Origin of the sequence: Spirosoma sp. SC4-14, from assembly GCF_037201965.1 — a bacterium.
Classification (GTDB): Bacteria; Bacteroidota; Bacteroidia; order Cytophagales; family Spirosomataceae; genus Spirosoma.
Window position 1 is genome coordinate 5346029 of record NZ_CP147518.1, and the last position, 21731, is coordinate 5367759.

Consider the following 21731-nt stretch of genomic DNA (forward strand, 5'->3'; position numbering starts at 1 on the left):
TAGACTTTAACAAGCATTACTGGTTCCATCTTCACGTTGACAGCGGGGTTGTTAAGTGTTTGCTTTTTTAAGCCTGACAGGCCGGCCCGCTAGTGTGATTTAGAGGGTCCAGGAGCCCCGAAGAGGTGAAACCCTATCACCCCTTCGGGGCTCCTGGCTGATTATAGATCCTTTCTTGACTATAATAAGTTTACCCCTTCGGGGTTGAACACCAGAACTTAACAGGCCTTTGGTTCAATATCGGGCTTGTTTATAATTCCACTGAATACTCTCCGGGATTTGTCGCCAGATATGATCTGGAATACCAGATCTGGTTTTATCCAAGACTTTTCTGTTGCCTTGCCAAACAGTAATAAAATCCCAATAGGCTAAAAAGAAATCTCCTTCGTGAATAAAGTCCATCCAACCGTCTGCAACCAATTTGTCATTAATATCATAGACAGTGATACCAGAAAAGTTTTCCAATTGTCCGTCTAAGCAACTTGTATCACGTCCTTCAATGCAACTGTCCAACCAATCAAACTTTAGATTCTCAATGGTCACACTATAGTTTGCTAAATCCCATAAAAGTTGCCTTTCTACAAATGTCCTTAATTTAGGGCCCATTGTGGCCGACAGTCCTAAATCGTTGTAATTAGGTTTTCTCATAATATGCTCTAACAAATTCTCTGTGTGACCTCTGTGGACAATAAATTGTAAGAAAGTAACCGCGATTTTCGGTCTTTCGGAAATTTATGCGCTTTATCCGGGACGATTGATCGACTTGTTTGTTCATCATACAAATCACTGTTCACGCAAGTATGACAAACCTGCTTTTTCCTACCGATTTTTCAACGAATACATCGGCCGCACTCGATTGGGTACGGCTTTTTGCCCGCAAAACTGGAGCAACCATTACCCTCCTCCACGTTTTTCAGCCCATTATTCCCGATACCACACTACCCACCGTTGGCGACCCCGGCCTGGGCATACTGGCGTCTCAGGAAGTGGAAGAAATCAGTCGTCAGCGACTTACCAAACTAGCTACAGAACTGGAAGCCGAAGGCTTATCGATACGGGCGGAGTGGCGAATTGGCCTGGTTGATGATGAAATTCTGGACGTTGCCAAAGAGATCATGGCCGATCTGATCATTATGGGCCGCAGCGATCTGAGCACCTTTTTCGACCGGCTGGCGGGCAGCGCCGTAAGCGAAGTGGCCGACGAAGCCGTTTGCCCCGTTCTGATTATACCAATGCCCCACGAAGGAAAGCCCATTCGTCCGGCACAGGTGCATACCATTGTGTACGCCATGCAGCCCCAAACAACACAGAGCCTTGTGTCGGCACAAACCGATTCGCTGCTGGAATTATTCCATGCTCAGCTTATGGTGTTAACCGACGATCAGCTTAGCACCGCTCACCCCGACCTGATTGTCATGCAACTGTACCCAGAATCCGGTTTTCTGGATCGTTTACTCCACCCCAATCATACGGCTCAATTGGTCGAAAAGTCGATGGTTCCGGTCCTGGTTTATCACCCCCAGAAATAGCGGAACGAGTAGACCTTTCAGGTTTCAGAAACCTGAAAGGTCTATAAAGCCAATGTCATAAAATACAGATCCAGGCCGGGTGCCCACATATCAGGCTCTGTATAGTGAAGCCGAAACCCGTACTTTTCGAAAAAGCGATAGGCTACCTGCGACGTTCGGCATTCAACCTGCTGAATGTTAGTCTGTTGTCGAATCAGGTTTAGTGTGTGCGTTAGTAAAGCACCACCTACACCCAATCCTTTTGCGGCAGGGTCAGTAAGTATCCAGCAGATGCGAGCCACATTTTTCCCTTCCAAACAGTAGTAGCCACAGGCACCAATTGGCTTTTCCTGGTAAGTGGCCACAAAATAGGGATCAGTATTGGTCCTTAAAAACTCTGCATATTCATCAACTTCATTAATCCCAAATGCACCAGGCACACTTTCCCGGAAAACCGTCAGCAATTGGTCGGTATCACTGGGGTTGAAAGGACGAATTTCCATAGTAGTAGCGTGAAATGAATCAGGATCTCCGGAAGCCAACGCAGGGGCATACGTTTTCGTTTGTCCATTTTGCAGATCGATCAACTGAATCCCGGATCGCTAAATTTGCGTATAATACGTGTAAATTCAGCATATTGAATGCGCTTCCTCTACCTACTCTTTTTTATTCCAGGTATTATAGTTGCCCAACCGAAAGGCTGGCAGGAACTTACGATAGCCAATGGCCTGTCGCAGGGCATGGTCTTCGATCTCAAACAGGACCAGAAAGGATTTATCTGGATTGCGACCAAAGATGGACTGAACCGCTATGATGGCTACAATTTTAAGGTTTTTACCAATGATCCCTACAACCCATATAGCATTTCGGACAATGCCTGTTCGGCGTTACTGATCGACCGGCACCATCGGCTCTGGATCGGTACGCTCAACAAGGGTCTTAATCTCTACGACGAGCGGACCCAGCGTTTTTATCACATTGCCATCCGCGATCAAAAAACACAGAGCGGGACTAGTTATGAGGTCAGAGTACTGACCGAAGATCCCGAAGGAAATATCTGGGTAGGCACTGGTGTAGGCCGACCGTTCAAAATCACCTTACCGGCTGCCCTCCAGCAGGCATTTCCCAATCAGCCCGATTTTACGAATCAGGTTCAGCTTACACCACTCCAGATTACCAGCGAACAATCAAATCGGCCCAATCTTTATTTTAGCTTTAAGCCCAATGGCGAAGGTCTTACGGGGCTCGACAACGGCATTTATTCCTTTCACTGGAAAAAGCCGACCAGCCTAACGAAACTCCGTTTATTTCAGAATCAGACATCTGACATTTTCGATTTTTACGAGGATGGCAGACACGATTTTCTGTTCATCAGTACCAGCCACCAGATCAAATGCTGGCATAAGGGTATTACGAAAACAATTGATTTTCCCGTCAGAAACGACCTGGGCGTTCAAATTAAACCCATCGACGCCAACACATTAGCCATTTCTACAGTTAGCCACCTCTGGCTCTTATCCCCTACGGAACTTTTTAGCAGAGATAGCCTGACCGTGCGGGATGCTTTCATGACCTTTCCACCAAATTTATATGCCATCACAAAACTGTTGCGCGACAAAACCGGCAACATCTGGGTAGGAACCAGTGGCTATGGCATCCGTAAGTTTAACCCACGAGTCAATCAGTTTCATTCATACCTGCCCCGAACCTCGCTCTCGCAACTCTACGTCGACAAGCAGGGGCGCACCTATGGCCGCTATCAGTTTGCCTACGGGCTCATTGACCGGCAATCGAACCGGCTACTCCCCTTTCTGGACGAAAAACTCCCCGAGGCCGACCGACGCCAACGCTATATCATACAGAGTCGGCAGGGGCTTTTCTGGGTGTCTAATGTCAATTTTCAAACCCATGAACAACATTTGTTCAAGTTTTCCAGTACCTGGCAACTGCTCAAAAAATATCCCTTACCAGCCGGAATCTCATTTGGCTTCTGGGTAAACCAAACGGTAGAAGACCCAGACAGTACGCTATGGATTGGGGCTACAAACGGGAAACTACTCCACTTTACCCCTAAAACCGAAACCTTTCAGGTATTCAGTTATTTAGCGCGCAGTAACCCCGAAACCGAAACTCATGCGCTGCTTCGCGAACCCGATGGCACATTCTGGATCGGTACGCAACAGGGGCTTATTAAAGCCGAGCACCTTCCGGAAAAGCCAACTTATACCTACTATAAAAACTCAACAACGAGTCGGCAAAGTTTAAGTAATGATTTCGTGTTGTGCCTGGTCGATGACCCCTACGAACCCAGCCGCTATTTGTGGATAGGCACCAAAGGCGGAGGGCTTGAACGACTCGACAAACAAACTGGCCTCTTCGACCATTTTACCGAAGCGCAGGGATTGCCCAACAAAGTGGTGTATGGCATTTTGGTCGATGAGTTCCGTAATCTATGGCTCAGTACCAATCGGGGTTTATCGCAGTTTAACCCCAAAACGGAACAATTCCGCAACTATACCCAGGCCGATGGGCTTCAGGATAACGAATTCAACACAGCATCGTTCTTTAAATCGGCTTCGGGCGAGTTGCTGTTCGGCGGTGTAAATGGCCTGAATACCTTCCGACCGTCGGAACTGGCCAAAGTCGATCAAATGCCGCCAATGGTGAACATTTTAGGACTACGAATCAATAATAAACCCGTTGAGGTAAGGGGACTTGACGATGTGCTTTCCAAGGGACTCGAATACACGAAGCAACTTAATTTACGGCACGACCAGAACCTGCTCACCTTTGAGTTTGGGGTTATGGATTATACCAACTCCGCCAATAATCGTTATCGCTACCAACTGAAGGGTATCGACGACGACTGGGTAGAAGCCGGAACCAATCGTTTTGCCAATTATGCCCAACTACCCGATGGCAACTACCGGCTACAAATGATGGGATCGGTCGATGGCGAACACTGGAGTAAACCGCTGGAGTTATCCATTCGAATACAACCCCCATTCTACCGTACGTGGTGGGCCTATCTGATTTATCTCACAGCCCTGGGACTACTTATCTGGCAGTTGAACCGGTTTCAGACCCAACGGTTGCTGCTTCAGCAGCAAGTTGCTTTCGAACACAAAGAAGCCGGTCGGTTAGCGGAGCTGGATGCCTTGAAAACCCGCTTTTTCACGAACCTGTCGCATGAATTCAGAACCCCTCTTACCCTGCTGCTCGGCCCACTCAACGACCTTCGGCAACAACACCCCGCCAATACGCTCTATCAGGTCATGTACCGCAATGCCACCCGCCTGCAAACGTTGATCGGCCAATTGCTCGATCTGGCCAAGCTGGATGCGGGACAATTACAACTGGATCTGAAACCCGGCAATCTGTCCGACGAATTTCGGATCTGGGTGGCCTCGTTCGAGTCGCTGGCCCAAAGTCGGCATATTAAGCTATCCCTAACCCAAAATCAGTTCCAGCAATGGATGGAATACGATTCGGATAAGCTCGAAAAGATCGTAACAAATCTGGTATCGAATGCCCTGAAGTTTACCCCCGCCAAAGGAACCGTACAGCTAACCGTCATCTATCATTCGCCGGAACCAGGAATAACGCTGCAAATCAATGATAGCGGTGTTGGTATTCCTCCTGAAAAACTAAACCGAATTTTCGACCGGTTCTATCAGGTCGACGACAGCCAGCAACGAGGTTATGAAGGCACAGGCATTGGTTTAGCCCTGGTGAAAGAACTGGTTACGAGCATGAACGGCCAGATTCGTGTCAGTAGCGAGCCGCATCAGGGAACTACCTTCAGTATCGACTTGCCGCTGGTGCCAATTGCGGCTCCGGTTCTACCCCGTAAGGAATCCGATGCGATACCCGTTGCTATGCTCAATCAGAAAGCCATTCAGCCAGAAGAGCCTCTGACTGTTGCCGACGAAACCTCCATCAAAAAAACAGTGCTAATTATTGAAGATAACGATGACCTGCGGATGTATATCCGGCATGTGCTCGAACCTGCTTATCTGATTGCCGAAGCCATAGACGGACAGGACGGTTTGCAGATAGCACTCAGCACCCTGCCCGATCTGGTCATTTGCGATCTGATGATGCCACGTCTGGATGGATTTGGCTTCTGTAGGCAACTCAAAACTCAGGAAGCAACCAGCCACATTCCGGTGGTGATGCTTACGGCCAAAGCCGATATGGAAAGCCGGATCGAAGGATTAACCATTGGCGCCGACGACTATCTGACCAAACCCTTCGACCGGCAGGAGCTATTGCTTCGGGTTCGGAACCTGCTTCAGCAACACGAACGATTGTTTCAGTGGTTTGCCCTCAACCAACAACAGCCGAAACCTGACATAATTGTTCCACCCGCCCTTACGGCCGAACAACAGTTTCTGGATCGATTGTCGAATGTAGTTCGGCACCATCTGAACGACCCGGAGTTCAGTGTCGAAGCACTGGCCGAGGCTGTTAACCTGAGTCGTGTGCAATTGCACCGAAAGCTAAAGGCACTGACCAATACTACGGCTACCGTTTATATCCGCGACCTTCGACTTGGCGAAGCAGCCACACTGCTTATGGCCCAAACCGAGAGTGTAACCCAGATAGCCTACGCCGTTGGCTTCGATAACCTGTCTTATTTTGCCAAGGTCTTTCAGGAAAAATATGGTGTTCTGCCGTCGCAATACGCTAAACGCCCCCAGTCGGAGTCGCAGGATCAGAACCACATTTAGCCTATCATTCGACATGAGCGGCTGAGCACATTCCCCGAAAATCCATTTTTTTCATAGTGTGTAACATGAGTGGTAACGAATGTAACGAGAGTGTTAGCAGCTTTATCGATTGACAGAGTACTTGCAGGTTATTGATTTAGCCTTATTGAGGCCCATTTTTTCGATTTGGAGTATCGCTCATACGTATGAAAAAACCGAAACGTCACCGCCAACCGCCAGCCTATCCATTACCACCCGGCAGCGAGGCAAACAACTTTGAACAACTCTATCGCCAATATGTCCATAAGGTATTCCGAACCTGTATGACGTTAACCAACAACAGTGCTTCGGCTCAGGATTATACACAGGATATTTTTCTGAAAGTCTTTGACAAGCTCGATTCCTTTCAAAACCGCTCTTCCCTGTCGACCTGGTTATATGCGGTTTCCTACAACCATTGTCTGACTCAGCTAAAAAAAGAAAGCAGGAAGAAAATGGAGCCAATTGCCGATCTACCGTTTGCGGAGTCGTTGGCAGACGATTGGCCACCCGACATTGCAGAAGAGCGTCGTCAGGCTCAGGAAACATCACTACGGGAACTACCGCCGGAGGAGTTAACGCTACTTCGGCTTAAATACGAGGACGGGCTATCGATTCGGGCCCTAAGCCAGCAGTACAATCTCTCTGAAAGTGCCGTAAAAATGCGGCTGAAACGTACCCGCGACCGGCTCCAGGCCAGTGTTCACCGACGATTGAGCACCTGATTCCAGTTTATTAGCACGATTGTCTGATAACGAAATTCCTAAAACGCTTAGTTACGAATACCCAAAAACTTCCTCTTTTTATGAATCGATACGTTTACCTCGTCTTACTCTTTCTGGGTTTTGGCGTTAGCCACTCACTCTTTGCGACGAATAAGTTCTGGACAGGGACAACCAATAACGACTGGAATACGGCCAATAACTGGAACCCTTCTGGAGTACCTACTGCTTCAGACAATGTATATATTAACGGTGGAACAGGCAATCCTGTTATCGGGTCAGGAACAACTGCCACTATCATTAGTATACAGATAGACAACAAAACACTGACCATAAATAGTGGAGGCCAATTGAATGTTAGAGGTGATGGCACCTTATATAAATATGTCGATCTCTACCCAAATTCAATCCTAATTAATTATGGAACCCTTGCCATGGAAACGGCTGCCGGTGGACCGGTTGCGGGCGTTTTTGGATCTGGAAATTACTATTCTCTTGTGCAAAACTATGGTACCATCCGTGTTAATTCTTCCTACAGCACTGCCGTCGAATTGGGTGGAAATGTTGGCCAATCACCGACGAGCGCCATAATAAATAACTATGCCTGTGGGCAGTTTATTATCGTTAACGGAAATCTCATTGGCTATGATAATATTGGATCCATCACAAATAGTGGGTTACTCCAGGTTCAGGGTTCCATCTATGGTGTAAACTCCTTTACCAATAATGGGGTGTTAAAGTATGGATCTAATTATGTTTCGATCACTAGTAATAATGGCTCTGTAATCGTCAACGATAATCCAACCAACAGCACGATCTTTACCTACACAGGTACGTTTTTGGGTACTGTAAACGGGATCTATACCAACTCTGCAGCCACTACATCAGCCGGTACGTTTACAGCCCCGAATACATTCGTGCCATCGGGTTTATCCTCCGGCGCCCAAACACTTTATGCGAAAATAACACCATCGGGAGGGGGCTGTACCTACATTGTACCCTTTACGTATACGTATACCCCTCCACCAGTCTTTTCTACCAATCCGGCCAGCAAAAGTGTTTGTAGCGGAAGCGGTACTACGTTTACGGTAGCCGCATCAGGGGCCAATTCCTACCAGTGGCAGGTCAATACGGGAGGAGGTTTTAACAATATCAGCAATACGACTCCGTACTCGGGCGCTACCGGAACTACCTTAACGATCAGCAACGTAGCCGGACTCGATGGGTACCAGTATCGCTGCGTTGCCACGGGCGATGGTGGGAATACCAATTCCGGCTCGGCGACATTAACGGTAAATCCACTGCCAACAGCCAACATTCTGACGCCCGCCAGTACATCCATTACCTGTAGTACGCCTACCCTTAGCCTGACGGCCACCGGCGGCAGCACCTACCGCTGGGATAACAACTCGACCAATGCCATTCGGTCGGTTTCTTCCAGTGGTACTTACTCCGTAACGGTCACCTCAGCCAGCGGCTGCACGGCGGTCGATTCGCAGGTCATTGGCGTCAACACCACTCCGCCTACGGCCAGCGTTCTGGCCCCCGCCAGCACCACCATTACCTGTAGTACGCCCAACCTCAGCCTGACAGCGACTGGTGGCGGCACTTACCGATGGGATGACAACTCGACCAATGCCATTCGGTCGGTTTCTTCCAGTGGTACTTACTCCGTTACCGTTACCGGAACCAACGGCTGTACGGCCGTGGCCTCCAGGAGTATAAGCGCCAATACGACGACACCAACCGTCAGCATTACAGCCGGAAACGGAGGGGCGCTAACCTGTAATGTCAGCGTTATAGGTCTTACGGCTTCGGGAGGCACATCCTATCGGTGGGACAATAATCAAACCACTGATACCCGTAATGTCAACGCAGCCGGTGTTTATTCGGTAACGGTTACGGCAGATAATGGCTGTACCGCAACCAGCAGTTTTACCGTTACGTCCGACACAACTCCGCCAACGCCAACACTGTCGGCAAGCCCGTCGGCAACCTTAACCTGTAATCAGACAAGCCTGACGCTCACCGCAGGCGGAGGCCCCAGTTATCATTTTAGTGGCCCCGGAATTATAGGTATCAACTCGGCAGCAGGCACCGCGACCCTAAATACCGCCGGGGTTTACTCGGTAACGGTTACGGGGGCGAATGGCTGTACGGCCACGACAAATACGACCATTTATAGTAATACGGCAGTCGTAAGCGTTACTAATCCACTTATCACTACGGCTACAGTTGGCACAGCTTTCAGCCAAACCTTCACCACCAGCAGTGGAACAGCTCCCCTGAGCTTCAGTATTGCGAGTGGCAGTCTACCTACTGGCTTAAATCTGGCCACAACAGGAGTTTTATCAGGCATTCCGACCCAAAGCGGTAGTTTCTCCATTACGGTGCGGGCTACGGATGCCAATGGCTGTTCGGCCATTGGAGCCACGTATAGTCTGCTGGTTAGTACAACCGCCACCGTAACAACAGCGCCCCCCAGTAGCATTCTGGGTACGAGTGCTACGCTGGGCGGCAACGTCACCGCCGATGGCGGGGCCTCCGTCACGGATCGGGGGGTGGTCTATATGACGGGCAACGGTACACCCACTACCAGCAATACTAAAGTAACAATGAGCTCAGGAACGGGAAGTTTCTCTCAGACGGTAAGCAATCTGTCGGGAGGTACGACCTACTCGGTACGCGCTTATGCCATTAACGTAGCCGGTACCAGCTATGGCGCCGTGCAAAGTTTCTCAACGACGAGCGCTCCATCAGCCCCTGTCGTGATTACTCCGGCAAATGGTAGTCTACTGAGTAACAACAAGCCACCCTATACGGGAACAGCGGCTCCTAATAGTAGTGTAACGGTATTTGTTGACGGAAGTAATCTTGGCCAGATTAACACCGATGTCAGCGGAAACTGGAGTTATACACCATCGGCACCATTGACCGATGGCCCACACCAGGTATATGCCATTGCTACGTTCAACGGTCTCGATAGCCCCAACAGCAACACCAACAACTTTACGATTGACACAACCCCTCCGGCATCTCCAGTGGTTACGACACCAGCTAATGGTCAAATAACCAGCGACAACACTCCTACGTATACCGGTACGGCTGAGTCCAACAGTACAGTGACGGTATATGTGGATAACTCGGCCATTGGTACCGCCCCGGCCGATGCGAGCGGCAACTGGAGTTTTACTCCCACTACTCCGCTACCAGATGGTTCACACTCCGTAAGAGCCACGGCAGCAGATCTGGCTGGCAATACCAGCCCTAATAGTAATACCAATACGTTTACGATCGACACCGTTGTGCCTACGGTGAGCCTCAGCAGCACCGCTCCCGACCCAACCAATACCAGCCCGATTCCGCTTACAATTATTTTTTCGGAATCGGTAACAGGTTTCCTGGCAGGCGATATTGCGGTAACGAACGGCACCTTGAGTGATTTCACTGGTTCTGGATCTCAGTATACTGTCAACATAGTGCCTGTATCAGCAGGGGTTGTTTCGGCTAGTGTTGCTTCTGGTGTTGCTCAGGATATGGCGGGCAACGGTAACAGCGCGTCGAATCTATTTTCGATCCAATACAACCCATTGCCTACTATCAGCGATTTTCTGGCCGATCCCGATCCAGTTTGTGCGGGCAATCAGGTCACCTTCTCGGCTAGCTTAGGTAATTTGACGGGTTCCTATGCCTACACACTTACCAATGGCACCAGCACAACCACTGGTAACAGCAGCAATGCAAACTTTAGTCAACTAATTACCACTACAACATCGGGCATTCAGGCTTTTTCACTCACAGTGAGTAGTAATGGTCAATCGGCTACCGAAGTCTATGAATTAACGGTTAGTGAATTGCCAGCGGCAACGCTAACGGCCAGTAATGGCGGAGTACTTACTTGTGCTCAAACCAGTTTGACGCTAACGGCTACCGGCGGAGATGATTTTGTGTTTAGTGGACCCGGCATTCTCAGTCAGGACCCCGAAGGCGGAATTGCGGTCATCAATGCCTCGGGCGTTTACTCAGTAACGGTAACGAATACCGAAACGGGCTGTTTCAGTACAACCTCAACAACCGTAACCAGCGACACGGCAACGCCATCGCTCAGCATCACCCCAACCTCCACCACCCTGACCTGCGCCAACCCATCGGCAACCCTGACGGCCAACGGCACTGGTTCAGTCTTGTGGTCAACCGGTGAAACCACATCCGCCATCACCGTCTCGGCAGCGGGCACTTATTCGGTTACCCTCACAAGTGGCAGCGGTTGTACCGCCACAGCCAGTGCCAGTGTGCAGGCTGATCAGACACCCCCATCGGTGAGCATTACCCCAACCTCCACCACCCTGACCTGCGCTAATCCATCGGCTACACTAACGGCTAACGGAACCGGTTCAGTGCTGTGGAGCACCGGTGAAACCACTTCGGCCATCACCGTCTCCGAAGCGGGCACCTACTCGGTTACCCTCACAAGTGGCAGCGGTTGTACCGCCACAGCTTCGGCATCGGTGCAGGCCGACCAGACGGCTCCATCGGTGAGCATTACCCCAATCTCCACCACCCTGACGTGTGCCAACCCATCGGCTACCCTGACGGCTAACGGCACGGGTTCGGTCTTGTGGTCAACGGGTGAAACCACCTCGGCCATCACCGTCTCCGAAGCGGGCACCTACTCGGTCACCCTGACTTCGGGCAGCGGCTGTACTGCAACGGCCAACGCCAGTGTGCAGGCTGACCAGACAGCCCCATCGGTGAGCATTACACCCACAAGCACCACGCTCACTTGCGCCAATCCGTCAGCCACCCTGACGGCCAACGGAACCGGTTCGGTCTTGTGGTCAACCGGCGAAACCACCTCGGCCATCACCGTCTCCGAAGCGGGCACCTACTCGGTCACCCTGACTTCGGGCAGCGGCTGTACTGCAACGGCCAACGCCAGTGTGCAGGCTGACCAGACAGCCCCATCGGTGAGCATTACACCCACAAGCACCACGCTCACTTGCGCCAATCCGTCAGCCACCCTGACGGCCAACGGAACCGGTTCGGTCTTGTGGTCAACCGGCGAAACCACATCCGCTATCACTGTCTCCGAAGCGGGTACCTACTCGGTCACCCTCACAAGTGGCAGCGGTTGCACCGCAACGGCCAGTGCCAGTGTGCAGGCTGATCAAACTGCCCCATCGGTGAGCATTACCCCAACCTCCACCACCCTGACCTGCGCCAACCCATCGGCTACCCTGACGGCCAACGGCACCGGTTCAGTCTTGTGGTCAACCGGTGAAACCACCTCCGCCATCACCGTCTCGGCAGCTGCCACTTATTCGGTTACCCTCACAAGTGGCAGCGGTTGTACCGCCACAGCTTCGGCATCGGTGCAGGCCGACCAGGCAACGCCATCGCTCAGCATCACCCCAACCTCCACCACCCTGACCTGCGCCAACCCATCGGCTACCCTGACGGCTAACGGAACCGGTTCGGTGCTGTGGTCAACGGGCGAAACCACCTCCGCCATCACTGTCTCCGAAGCGGGCACCTACTCGGTCACCCTCACAAGTGGCAGTGGTTGTACCGCAACGGCTAGTGCCAGCGTGCAGGCTGATCAGACGGCACCAACCGTCAGCATTACGCCTTCGTCCACCACGCTCACTTGTGCCAACCTATCGGCAACGCTGACGGCTAACGGAACCGGTTCGGTCTTGTGGTCAACGGGTGAAACCACCTCGGCCATCACCGTCTCCGAAGCGGGCACCTACTCGGTCACCTTAACCAGTGGCAGTGGTTGCACCGCCACGGCTTCGGCATCGGTGCAGGCTGACCAGACGGCACCAACCGTCAGCATTACCCCAACCTCGACTACGCTCACTTGCGCTAACCCATCGGCAACGCTGACGGCCAACGGCACCGGTTCAGTGCTCTGGAGCACCGGTGAAACCACATCCGCCATCACTGTATCGGCAGCGGGCACCTACTCAGTGACCCTCACAAGTGGCAGCGGCTGTACTGCAACGGCCAACGCCAGTGTGCAGGCCGACCAGACGGCTCCAACCGTCAGCATTACCCCAACCTCCACCACCCTGACGTGTGCCAACCCATCGGCAACGCTGACGGCCAATGGCACCGGTTCGGTATTGTGGTCAACCGGTGAAACCACATCCGCTATCACCGTCTCGGCAGCAGGCACCTACTCGGTGACCCTGACTTCGGGCAGCGGCTGTACTGCAACGGCTTCGGCTAGTGTGCAGGCTGACCAGACAGCCCCATCGGTGAGCATTACGCCCACAAGCACCACCCTGACGTGTGCCAACCCATCGGCTACCCTGACGGCTAACGGCACGGGTTCGGTCTTGTGGTCAACCGGTGAAACCACCTCGGCCATCACCGTCTCCGAAGCGGGTACCTACTCGGTCACCCTCACAAGTGGCAGCGGCTGTACCGCCACGGCCAGTGCCAGTGTGCAGGCTGACCAGACAGCCCCATCGGTGAGCATTACACCCACAAGTACCACCCTGACGTGTGCCAACCCATCGGCTACCCTGACGGCTAATGGAACCGGATCAGTGCTGTGGAGCACTGGTGAAACCACCTCTGCCATCACTGTCTCCGAAGCGGGCACCTACTCGGTCACCCTGACTTCGGGCAGTGGTTGTACCGCCACGGCCAACGCCAGTGTGCAGGCTGACCAGACGGCACCAACCGTCAGCATTACGCCTTCGTCCACTACGCTCACTTGCGCCAACCCATCAGCCACCCTGACGGCCAATGGCACCGGTTCGGTCTTGTGGAGCACCGGTGAAACCACATCCGCTATCACCGTCTCGGCAGCAGGCACCTACTCGGTGACCCTGACTTCGGGCAGCGGCTGTACTGCAACGGCCAACGCCAGTGTGCAGGCTGACCAAACTGCCCCATCGGTGAGCATTACACCCACAAGCACCACGCTCACTTGTGCCAATCCATCAGCTACCCTGACGGCCAATGGCACTGGTTCGGTCTTGTGGTCAACCGGCGAAACCACATCCGCCATCACCGTCTCCGAAGCGGGTACCTACTCGGTCACTCTGACTTCGGGCAGCGGTTGCACCGCCACGGCCAACGCCAGTGTGCAGGCCGACCAGACGGCCCCATCGGTGAGCATTACCCCAACCTCCACCACCCTGACCTGCGCTAATCCATCGGCTACCCTGACGGCTAATGGCACAGGTTCAGTGCTGTGGAGCACCGGTGAAACCACATCCGCCATCACCGTCTCAGCAGCGGGCACCTACTCGGTAACCCTGACTTCGGGCAGCGGCTGTACTGCAACGGCTTCGGCTAGTGTTGAAGAGCTAACTGGCCAAACTATAGCCTTTACGCAACAGCCAGCTTCGACCTCATCAGTCACCGTGGGCGACAATGTCTCGGTTTATAGCTCAGTCTCTGGGCAAGCCCTTTCATTCCAATGGTACAAAGACAATTTCGCGAACCCTGTCGCAAGTCAAACAACGGCAACGCTCACGCTGACCAATGTGCAACTCACCGATGCTGGTTCCTATTCGCTGGTGGTAACCGGGGCTTGTAACAGCCTGACCTCAACGGCCTTCAACCTTAGCGTCGACCCTGTTGTTAGTGCGCCATTTGCTATCACCAGCGTAACACTATTTAATTGTACGCCTATTGATGCCTACAAACGAGTCATCAGTTTCCAGCCAAACTATACCGGACTGACTGGCCAGCCGATCTCGTTCTCGGTCGTCAATGAGATGGTGCCCACAACAGCCTCAGGCCCTTATACCTTGCAGATGTATACCGACAACCCGGTCATCGTGCTCAATGCCATCCAGCAAGGAACACCACAACCGGCCGTATACAGTTTCAATTGGCAGGAAGCCTGTCAGACTATTGGCAGCAACAATACTCCACCAACATTGGTTAGTTCACCAGCCAATCAAACCCTGACCGAAAATCAGGCCTTTAGTCTCAATTTAGGAGGAGTATTTACTGACAATGAGACACCTAACAGCCTCATACTGTCGGCTACTGGCTTGCCCAATGGATTGACGCTGAACGGTGTTATTCTTTCAGGAAGCTCGTCTCAGATCGGGACTACTACTGTCACGCTGACAGCCACCGACCCCAGCGGGCTCACGGCCAATACCAGCTTTATGATTACGGTTGTGGAAGCTCCCCAGGGCAATACCCCCCCTACGGTAGTTAACACACCCACTAATCAGACCGCTACGCAGGGTCAACCGTTCAGCCTCAATCTGGATGGTGTATTTACTGACAACGAGACGCCCAATAGCCTCACGCTGTCGGCCGCAGGACTGCCCAATGGATTGAATCTGATTGGTACGGTTCTCTCGGGTACACCTTCGCAAACGGGTACATCTACGGTGACCCTAACCGCTACCGATCCGGGTAATCTGTCGACCAGTACCCACTTTATGATTACGGTTAGCAGTGGTGAAACACCGGGCAACTTTGCCATACAGAGTGTAACGACCATCAACTGTACGCCCATCAGCGACAATCGCTTCGATATCAGTTTCCAGCCGAACTATTCGGGCCTGAATGGACAACCGATCACCTTCGGGGTCTATAATGAACTAATACCGACTACGAAGGAAGGGCCCTATTCGCTGCAGCTATACCCCGACAATCCGGTTGTTCTGTTGCAGGCGACTCAGCAAGGCAGCGAAGGCATGGCCACGTTCAGCTACAACTGGCTGGAAGCTTGTCAGGCCAACCCACCGGCCAACACCGCTCCGTGGCTGCTTACACCGGTAGCCAACCAAACGGCTACCTCTGGTCAGTTCTTTAGTCTGAATCTGGCGGGTACGTTTACGGATGGAGAAACCCCAAACAGTCTGGCACTGACAGCCAGCGGCTTACCGGGTGGATTCGCGATCAATGGTACCACGCTTTCGGGCACGACCAGCCAAACCGGCACCTTTGCGGTAACACTGACGGCTACCGATCCGGGTAATCTGTCGACCAGCACCAATTTCGAGATCGTTGTTAGCCCGGCCAGTTCGCAAACCACTACACCGGGTAACTTTGCCATCACCGGAGTTTCGACAGTGAGTTGCGAGGTAGTAAGCGCTGGAGAGCGTCGGGTGAGTTTCACCCCACAATATGACGGCGTGACGGGCCAGACGATTAGTTTCAGGGTGGTCAATGAAATGGTGCCCACTACGGCGGCTGGACCATATACATTAAATCTGTATACAGATAACCCGACGATTACACTAAAAGCCACCCAGCAAGGCACAGCAGGTGAAGCCAGTTACAGCTACAACTGGCTGGCAGCCTGTAACACACCCGGTCGGGTTGGTGCACCGGAACTTCGTCCGGTTGAGGTAGTGATACTGGGCAACCCGGTAGTGGGCGAGGTACTTCAGGTAGAAGTGCGGGGTAGCCAGGGCCAGCAGGTGCATTTGCAGGTAGTCGACCAGCAGGGTAACCGGGTCAGCGATGTCAATCGTAATCTGGAAAGTAGTCAGGAGAAACTTCAACTGAAACTAGGCGCTACCGGGGGTGTGTATTTGTTGCAGGTGGAGAGTGAATCCCATCGACAAACGATCAAGATCGTCAAGCAATAGCTTACGCCGTGAATACTGGTTTATGAAAAAAGGCTGTCAGGATTCCTGGCAGCCTTTTTAATCTATTAAGTGTAAAAATCAGTTAGTTCTCAACAGTCCTACATATTGGCTTATGATAGACCGGAAAGTTGCAGGAATTGGCAATAAAACACAGTTGGTGAGCCCGATGATGAAGCCCATTCGCCGTTTCAATCATCGACTCATCGGCAACAACCACATTCGGGAACAAGGTTACTTCACTGAAATGTCCACTTCCATCGGCGGTTTCGAGCATTGTGCCGGTAGCCTCATCGGTATAGTCAACCACAACGACACCAGCCTCAGCGCATAGATGCAAATACCAAAGCATATGACAGGACGATAACGAAGCCACCAGTAGTTCTTCGGGATTATAGCGCATTTTGTTTCCCCGAAACGAGGGGTCCGACGAAGCCGGAATTGGGGGTTTAGTACCGGCCATAATAACATGATCGCGCTCATACGAACGATATGAACGGGTGCCTTCTCCTGTATTGCCAGTCCACCTGGTTGTTAGTGTATAAGTATGTTGCTTAGACATGATCATAACGGGTCATTAACTACATTGTCGCCATAAGTGCTTCAGCGTCTATGGGTCCGTAAAATAGCACCCAGGTAGCGAAATCCTCCGTAAAATCTTCGAAACGATATTCTACTCCGGCTGGCACAACCAGTAGATCACCCGGTTTAAAGAGCATTTTGGTTCCTGCATAATTGAATAAACCATGCCCCCGACGTAATGGCATAGCTTTCATCGCGGTCGTAAACAAACAAACAATAAAAAGCGGCCTGCTTTCAGGGCAGGCCGCGAGAAGGTGCGGATAGAAACTAATTTCGATATGCAAACTTACCACGGCTTCGTATGGTCAGGCAATCGGAAAAAGCAGGTAACTAGGCGGGGAAGTTCCGGTATTAAATCCGGTGATTTCCCCGTTGTTGCACAATTCTGTAGCGATCATCTTTGCATCAGTCAAAATAATCGTATTTTTCAAAAGTTTTAACCGAAATCCTAACCATGGCAGGCCCAATAAAAGTCAGAAGCACAATCGACGGTTGTAACGTTGATGGTTCTAATTTGTTACCCTCATTTAGAGAAGAGATTATCGATCAGGCAACCATCAGAAAATGGATAACTGATAATTATGCAACGCTTGTGCACGGCCTTGAACAATCTGGGGCAGTTGGTGAATTCGAATTTAAACATGCCTCTAATTTCCATCGTCTGCAAATTCTCCGATTATTAGCAATTGGCGCAGAATTTATTCGGGTATATCCGGCGCTCCAAGACGACGGCACGCACATTTTTTTGATAGTAGGTACTAATGCTGATGGTAAAGTTTTATTACCTACTGAAGGAGATGGCGTAATCAGGCATGGTGTTGAATTAGAATGTTGTGGCAGGCCACCCGGTACAAAGCTCGGGGAACCTCAACCTCCTCTCGATCGTAAGTTCGATAATGACCCCTTTCTTCCTGCTCCCTATAAACCAACAACTTAATCATTTACACAAATGGGGTGGTGGGTAGCCAATACTATATTTCAGCTACTGTGCTTGGTGTCCTGGTACGTAAATCGTAAAAATTTACCACCACAATCCCTATTTATAGCTATCATGGTTTTGATAACCTTTATTATTGAGACCATGGCAACCTATTATGGTTATATTCTTGACTATGAAAACAATCTTTTTTTCTTCCATTTTTTAACACCGCTTCAATATACGTTTCTAAGCCTTCCCTATTATCAACTATTACCCAGGCCTTATCTTAAGCTAGGTATACTTTTCTCCATTCTATCCATTTTTATATTAGCTTTTCTTTTAGGCACATTTGTTCAAACACTTCAGTTTTATAATACGCATATACAATTAGTATCGTTTTTCCTCCTCGCTCTATGGTCTAGCCTTTATCTGTGGTATTTCATAGCCAGCAACTATTCCTCTTTTCTAATAAAAGACACCATGGCTTTAATAAGCATTAGCTTAATTTTTTACGCTTCTATAAATTTTGTAGCTACTGGCATGTTAAATTATTTAATACTACACAAAAATAAATGGACCCTGGTTTTATATGACTTCACAACGATTATTGCGTTTGCTTTCTACTGTTTGCTTGCATTCTCTTTTTCTTCGCAAAAGTTATTTAATAAATATTCGATTACAGAAAACTGATGGGCGAGGCAGATGAGGTTATCATTGTTATTATTTTATCAACAGTACTTTTTTTATTCTTAGTTATTTTCATTGGAGCTCTTTTCTGGAACTCTCAAAAACGGCAAATGCATTATTTCAAGGAAAAAGCTGCGCTTAAAGCTCAATACGAACAGGAAATATTAACCTCGCAGATTGAAGTTCAGAATGCTACTCTACAACATATCAGCCAGGAGTTACACGACAACATTGGCCAGTTGCTATCGGTAGCACGAATAAACCTGAACATAGTGGAAGAAGCGGGGACCGACAACGAAAACCGTGAATTTATTCAACAGGCTAACGAACTGGTGGCCCAATCGATCAGTGATTTACGCGCACTAACCAAAAGCCTGGATGGCGATTTTGTGCAGGACTTCGGGCTAAAGGAAAGTATTGCTCAGGAACTGCAACGAATTCGGCAAACCCGCAGATTCGGAACCGAACTGCAAATAAGTGGTACGGTATATTCTCTCGGTTTTCAGCGCGAAATTGTATTATTCCGTATTGCACAGGAAATCCTTAACAATGCCATAAAACATTCTGAAGCCAGCCAGTTAACCGTTCAACTACAGTTTTCGCCCGAACAACTGACCCTATCTATACTCGACAACGGAAAAGGATTTGATTATCAAACTATTAGCCAAAATAGCATGAGCCAGTCGGGAGCCGGACTACGTAATATAAAACGCAGGATAACGCTTATTGGCGGAACATGCGAAATTTTTTCGTCGCCCGGAAATGGCACTCAACTAACGTTCCTTATTCCGAATCAATGATTATGAAATACACAATAGCCATCGTCGATGATCACCAATTAATAGCCAAGGCCATAACCAGTCTCATAAACCGTATGGACGATTACGAAGTAATTTATGAGGCAGAAAATGGTCTGGAACTAATCCGGCATTTCAATTTAAATATAATTCCAGATATAGTTCTGCTGGATGTTAACATGCCAAAAATGGATGGCTACGAAACATCACTGTGGCTAAAAAACAACTATCCGGAAGTTAAGGTATTGGTGCTCACCATGAACGATAAGGAAGAGGTCATTGTAAAGATGCTTCGCAATGGCGCCAGAGGTTATATTTTAAAAGATTGTAAACCTTCCGAATTAAAACAGGCATTAGATGCTATCGTAAAAAAAGGGTTCTATTATACAGAATATATTACCGACAAATTGATAAAAAGCCTGAACCCTGATCATATAATTGATCCGATTCAGGCACTGGGTTTAAATGAACGGGAACTGAACTTTATCCAACTGGCCTGTAGTGAGTTAACGTATGCAGAAATTGCGGACCAAATGTGTGTTAGCCCCCGAACAGTTGACGGTTACCGCGAAAGTCTGTTTCAGAAACTCAACGTTAAAAGCCGGGTAAGTCTGGCACTTCAGGCCATACGGCTGGGTATTGTGCCTATGTAAGACTACCCTTATTTTCCTTTGTCAATAGCCATACGAACGGCCAATCCGGTCAGGATACTGGCCATCAACTACCGCTGGAGCCGAATATAACCGGGACGAGTCTGAAACCAGCAATGTATCACCAGGTCGAATAATTTCCCAGCCCAGCAGTTCATAGGCTATCGGAATAGCCCTAAATACTGCTATCAGCCCAAAAGCCACCAAAAAGCCAGCCATCACCCCCAGCAGCAACGCCATTCCGACACAACGTCTCTGTGGGATAGAAATCAAGAGCCGCTGAAGCATAAAGGAACAAGTCACTGGCGGATACTATCAAGAAAATGCAGCATTAAGGTTTCTGTCCAGAAAAAGAACCATTTGCTCTTCGTCATAATAGGTATTTCCGTCTTTTATAGCCCTGGGTTCCAGCGAAAATGAACAGAATCCGATTGATTCGTAGAGCCGTTTCGCTACATGATTGGTCGCAATAACGGTCAGAACGATCTGCTCCAGATGGGGTAGTGAACGGGCTCGCCCGATTACTTCTTCTATGAGCCTGCGTCCGATTCCCTGACCACCATAGTCGGCAGCTACGTACATGGCAAACAGAAGTCCTTTGTGTCGTAGGCGCTCACGGTTTTGCCCCTCTCGGCGAAAACTCACAGAGCCCGCCAATTCACCCTGATCGGTAAGCGCACCAAGTGTAAAGCTATCGGGCTGGCCCGTAGTTGGAAACGATTCATAACGATGATCGGCCGGACTAATGCGAAAGCAATCAGGATGCGCGACAAAACCTTTTTGCATAAAAGCTCCGTAGCCATAATTTTCGGCTACTGTCAGTTCAACCAGTTTCACAACAGATAATCGGGTAACGGAATAGCCATATCGCCTTCTTTCGGGATCGGCGTTTCGCGCACCGTTTTCAGGGGAACAACGCCTGCCCAGGTCGGCAATTCTTCATCCTCAGGATCATCGTTCGGTCCTCCTGTACGCAATTTTGCCGATGCTTCGGCCAGTGAAAACGCCAGAACTGTGGTTTTACGCATTTCGCTGGCAGTGGTTGGGCGCAGATCGTCCCAACGGCCAGGAATCAGGTGATCGGTAATGAGCGCCAGTGCTTCCATCCGTTCATCCTCATCGGTAACCTTCTCGGCATTGGCAAAAACCACCACCGACCGATAGTTTACGGAATGATGAAACGCCGACTTGGCCAGTACCAGCCCATCGGCCAGCATAACCGTTATACAAACCGGTGCCCCGTTCTCGATAGTCCGAATAAAATGACTACCTACTGAGCCATGAATGTATAGCTTGTCGCCTTTGCGGGCATAGGCGGTCGGGATGGCCATCGGTTGCCCATCAACAACATAACTGACAGTACAAAATAGTGCTTCGTCTAAAATGGGGTGAATGGTCGCTTCGTCGTAATAAGCCCGTTTGGCTAAACGGCTGGGGGTTGTGCGTTCGGTTTGCATAAGATTGAGGATGTTAGCCTTTGGACGCTGGATAATTGATATTGGATATTTAGTGCTTAGCTTCATTATATAGCGTCCAG

14 protein-coding genes are annotated in these 21731 nt (G+C 50.2%); 7 read left to right on the top strand and 7 right to left on the bottom strand.

Translation table 11 applies throughout. The annotated features are described in order from the left end of the window. Positions 1-234 precede the first annotated feature (234 nt). Positions 235-648: a hypothetical protein gene (locus WBJ53_RS21820; RefSeq protein ID WP_338870084.1), complete on the bottom strand. Its 414-nt coding sequence runs from the start codon at positions 646-648 to the stop codon at positions 235-237. A 152-nt stretch (positions 649-800) separates the two neighbouring features. On the opposite strand from WBJ53_RS21820, the gene WBJ53_RS21825 reads away from it, so the two are divergent. Further along, positions 801-1529 (top strand): universal stress protein, encoded by a 729-nt coding sequence (locus tag WBJ53_RS21825; RefSeq protein WP_338870086.1) that lies wholly within the window; start codon positions 801-803, stop codon positions 1527-1529. Between the two features lie 41 nt (positions 1530-1570). On the opposite strand, the gene WBJ53_RS21830 is transcribed toward WBJ53_RS21825, so the two are convergent. Further along, entirely contained in the window at positions 1571-2011 is a 441-nt protein-coding gene (locus tag WBJ53_RS21830; RefSeq protein WP_338870088.1) for a GNAT family N-acetyltransferase, read from the bottom strand. A 138-nt stretch (positions 2012-2149) separates the two neighbouring features. Between WBJ53_RS21830 and WBJ53_RS21835 the strand changes: the two genes are divergently transcribed. From WBJ53_RS21835 to WBJ53_RS21845, 3 genes are all read left to right on the top strand, one after another. Next, positions 2150-6241 (top strand): ATP-binding protein, encoded by a 4092-nt coding sequence (locus tag WBJ53_RS21835; RefSeq protein WP_338870090.1) that lies wholly within the window; start codon positions 2150-2152, stop codon positions 6239-6241. Positions 6242-6426: 185 nt separating this feature from the next. Continuing rightward, positions 6427-6984 carry an RNA polymerase sigma factor gene (locus WBJ53_RS21840; protein ID WP_338870092.1) on the top strand — a complete coding sequence of 186 codons (558 nt, stop codon included), beginning with the start codon at positions 6427-6429 and terminating at the stop codon, positions 6982-6984. An 80-nt stretch (positions 6985-7064) separates the two neighbouring features. Continuing rightward, positions 7065-16562: a putative Ig domain-containing protein gene (locus WBJ53_RS21845; RefSeq protein WP_338870094.1), complete on the top strand. Its 9498-nt coding sequence runs from the start codon at positions 7065-7067 to the stop codon at positions 16560-16562. Positions 16563-16644: 82 nt separating this feature from the next. Here the strand turns inward: WBJ53_RS21845 and WBJ53_RS21850 are convergent, their stop codons facing one another. Together WBJ53_RS21850 and WBJ53_RS21855 are read right to left on the bottom strand one after the other, a co-directional pair. Then, a complete protein-coding gene (locus tag WBJ53_RS21850) occupies positions 16645-17121 on the bottom strand; it encodes an OsmC family protein (protein ID WP_338870096.1) in 477 nt (158 codons plus the stop codon). Positions 17122-17140: 19 nt separating this feature from the next. Then, positions 17141-17335 (bottom strand): hypothetical protein, encoded by a 195-nt coding sequence (locus WBJ53_RS21855; RefSeq protein WP_338870098.1) that lies wholly within the window; start codon positions 17333-17335, stop codon positions 17141-17143. A 260-nt stretch (positions 17336-17595) separates the two neighbouring features. Between WBJ53_RS21855 and WBJ53_RS21860 the strand changes: the two genes are divergently transcribed. From WBJ53_RS21860 to WBJ53_RS21870, 3 genes are all read left to right on the top strand, one after another. Then, positions 17596-18078, top strand: a complete 483-nt coding sequence (locus tag WBJ53_RS21860; RefSeq protein WP_338870100.1) for a hypothetical protein — start codon at positions 17596-17598, stop codon at positions 18076-18078. Positions 18079-18857: 779 nt separating this feature from the next. Then, entirely contained in the window at positions 18858-19547 is a 690-nt protein-coding gene (locus WBJ53_RS21865; protein ID WP_338870102.1) for an ATP-binding protein, read from the top strand. A gap of 2 nt (positions 19548-19549) precedes the next feature. Beyond that, positions 19550-20197: a response regulator transcription factor gene (locus WBJ53_RS21870; protein WP_338870104.1), complete on the top strand. Its 648-nt coding sequence runs from the start codon at positions 19550-19552 to the stop codon at positions 20195-20197. 21 nt (positions 20198-20218) lie between these two features. Here WBJ53_RS21870 and WBJ53_RS21875 read toward each other — a convergent pair whose 3' ends face one another. The 3 genes from WBJ53_RS21875 to WBJ53_RS21885 all read right to left on the bottom strand — a co-directional run bounded on the left by WBJ53_RS21875 (position 20219) and on the right by WBJ53_RS21885 (position 21651). Beyond that, on the bottom strand, positions 20219-20434 hold the full coding sequence (locus WBJ53_RS21875; RefSeq protein WP_338870106.1) for a hypothetical protein: 216 nt from the start codon (positions 20432-20434) through the stop codon (positions 20219-20221). Positions 20435-20509: 75 nt separating this feature from the next. Beyond that, complete coding sequence (locus WBJ53_RS21880) at positions 20510-21031, bottom strand: GNAT family N-acetyltransferase (RefSeq protein ID WP_338870108.1); 522 nt, start codon at positions 21029-21031, stop codon at positions 20510-20512. Further along, a complete protein-coding gene (locus WBJ53_RS21885; protein WP_338870110.1) occupies positions 21028-21651 on the bottom strand; it encodes a pyridoxamine 5'-phosphate oxidase family protein in 624 nt (207 codons plus the stop codon). Before WBJ53_RS21885 ends, WBJ53_RS21880 begins: the two co-directional genes overlap by 4 nt. Between the last annotated feature and the right edge of the window lie 80 nt (positions 21652-21731).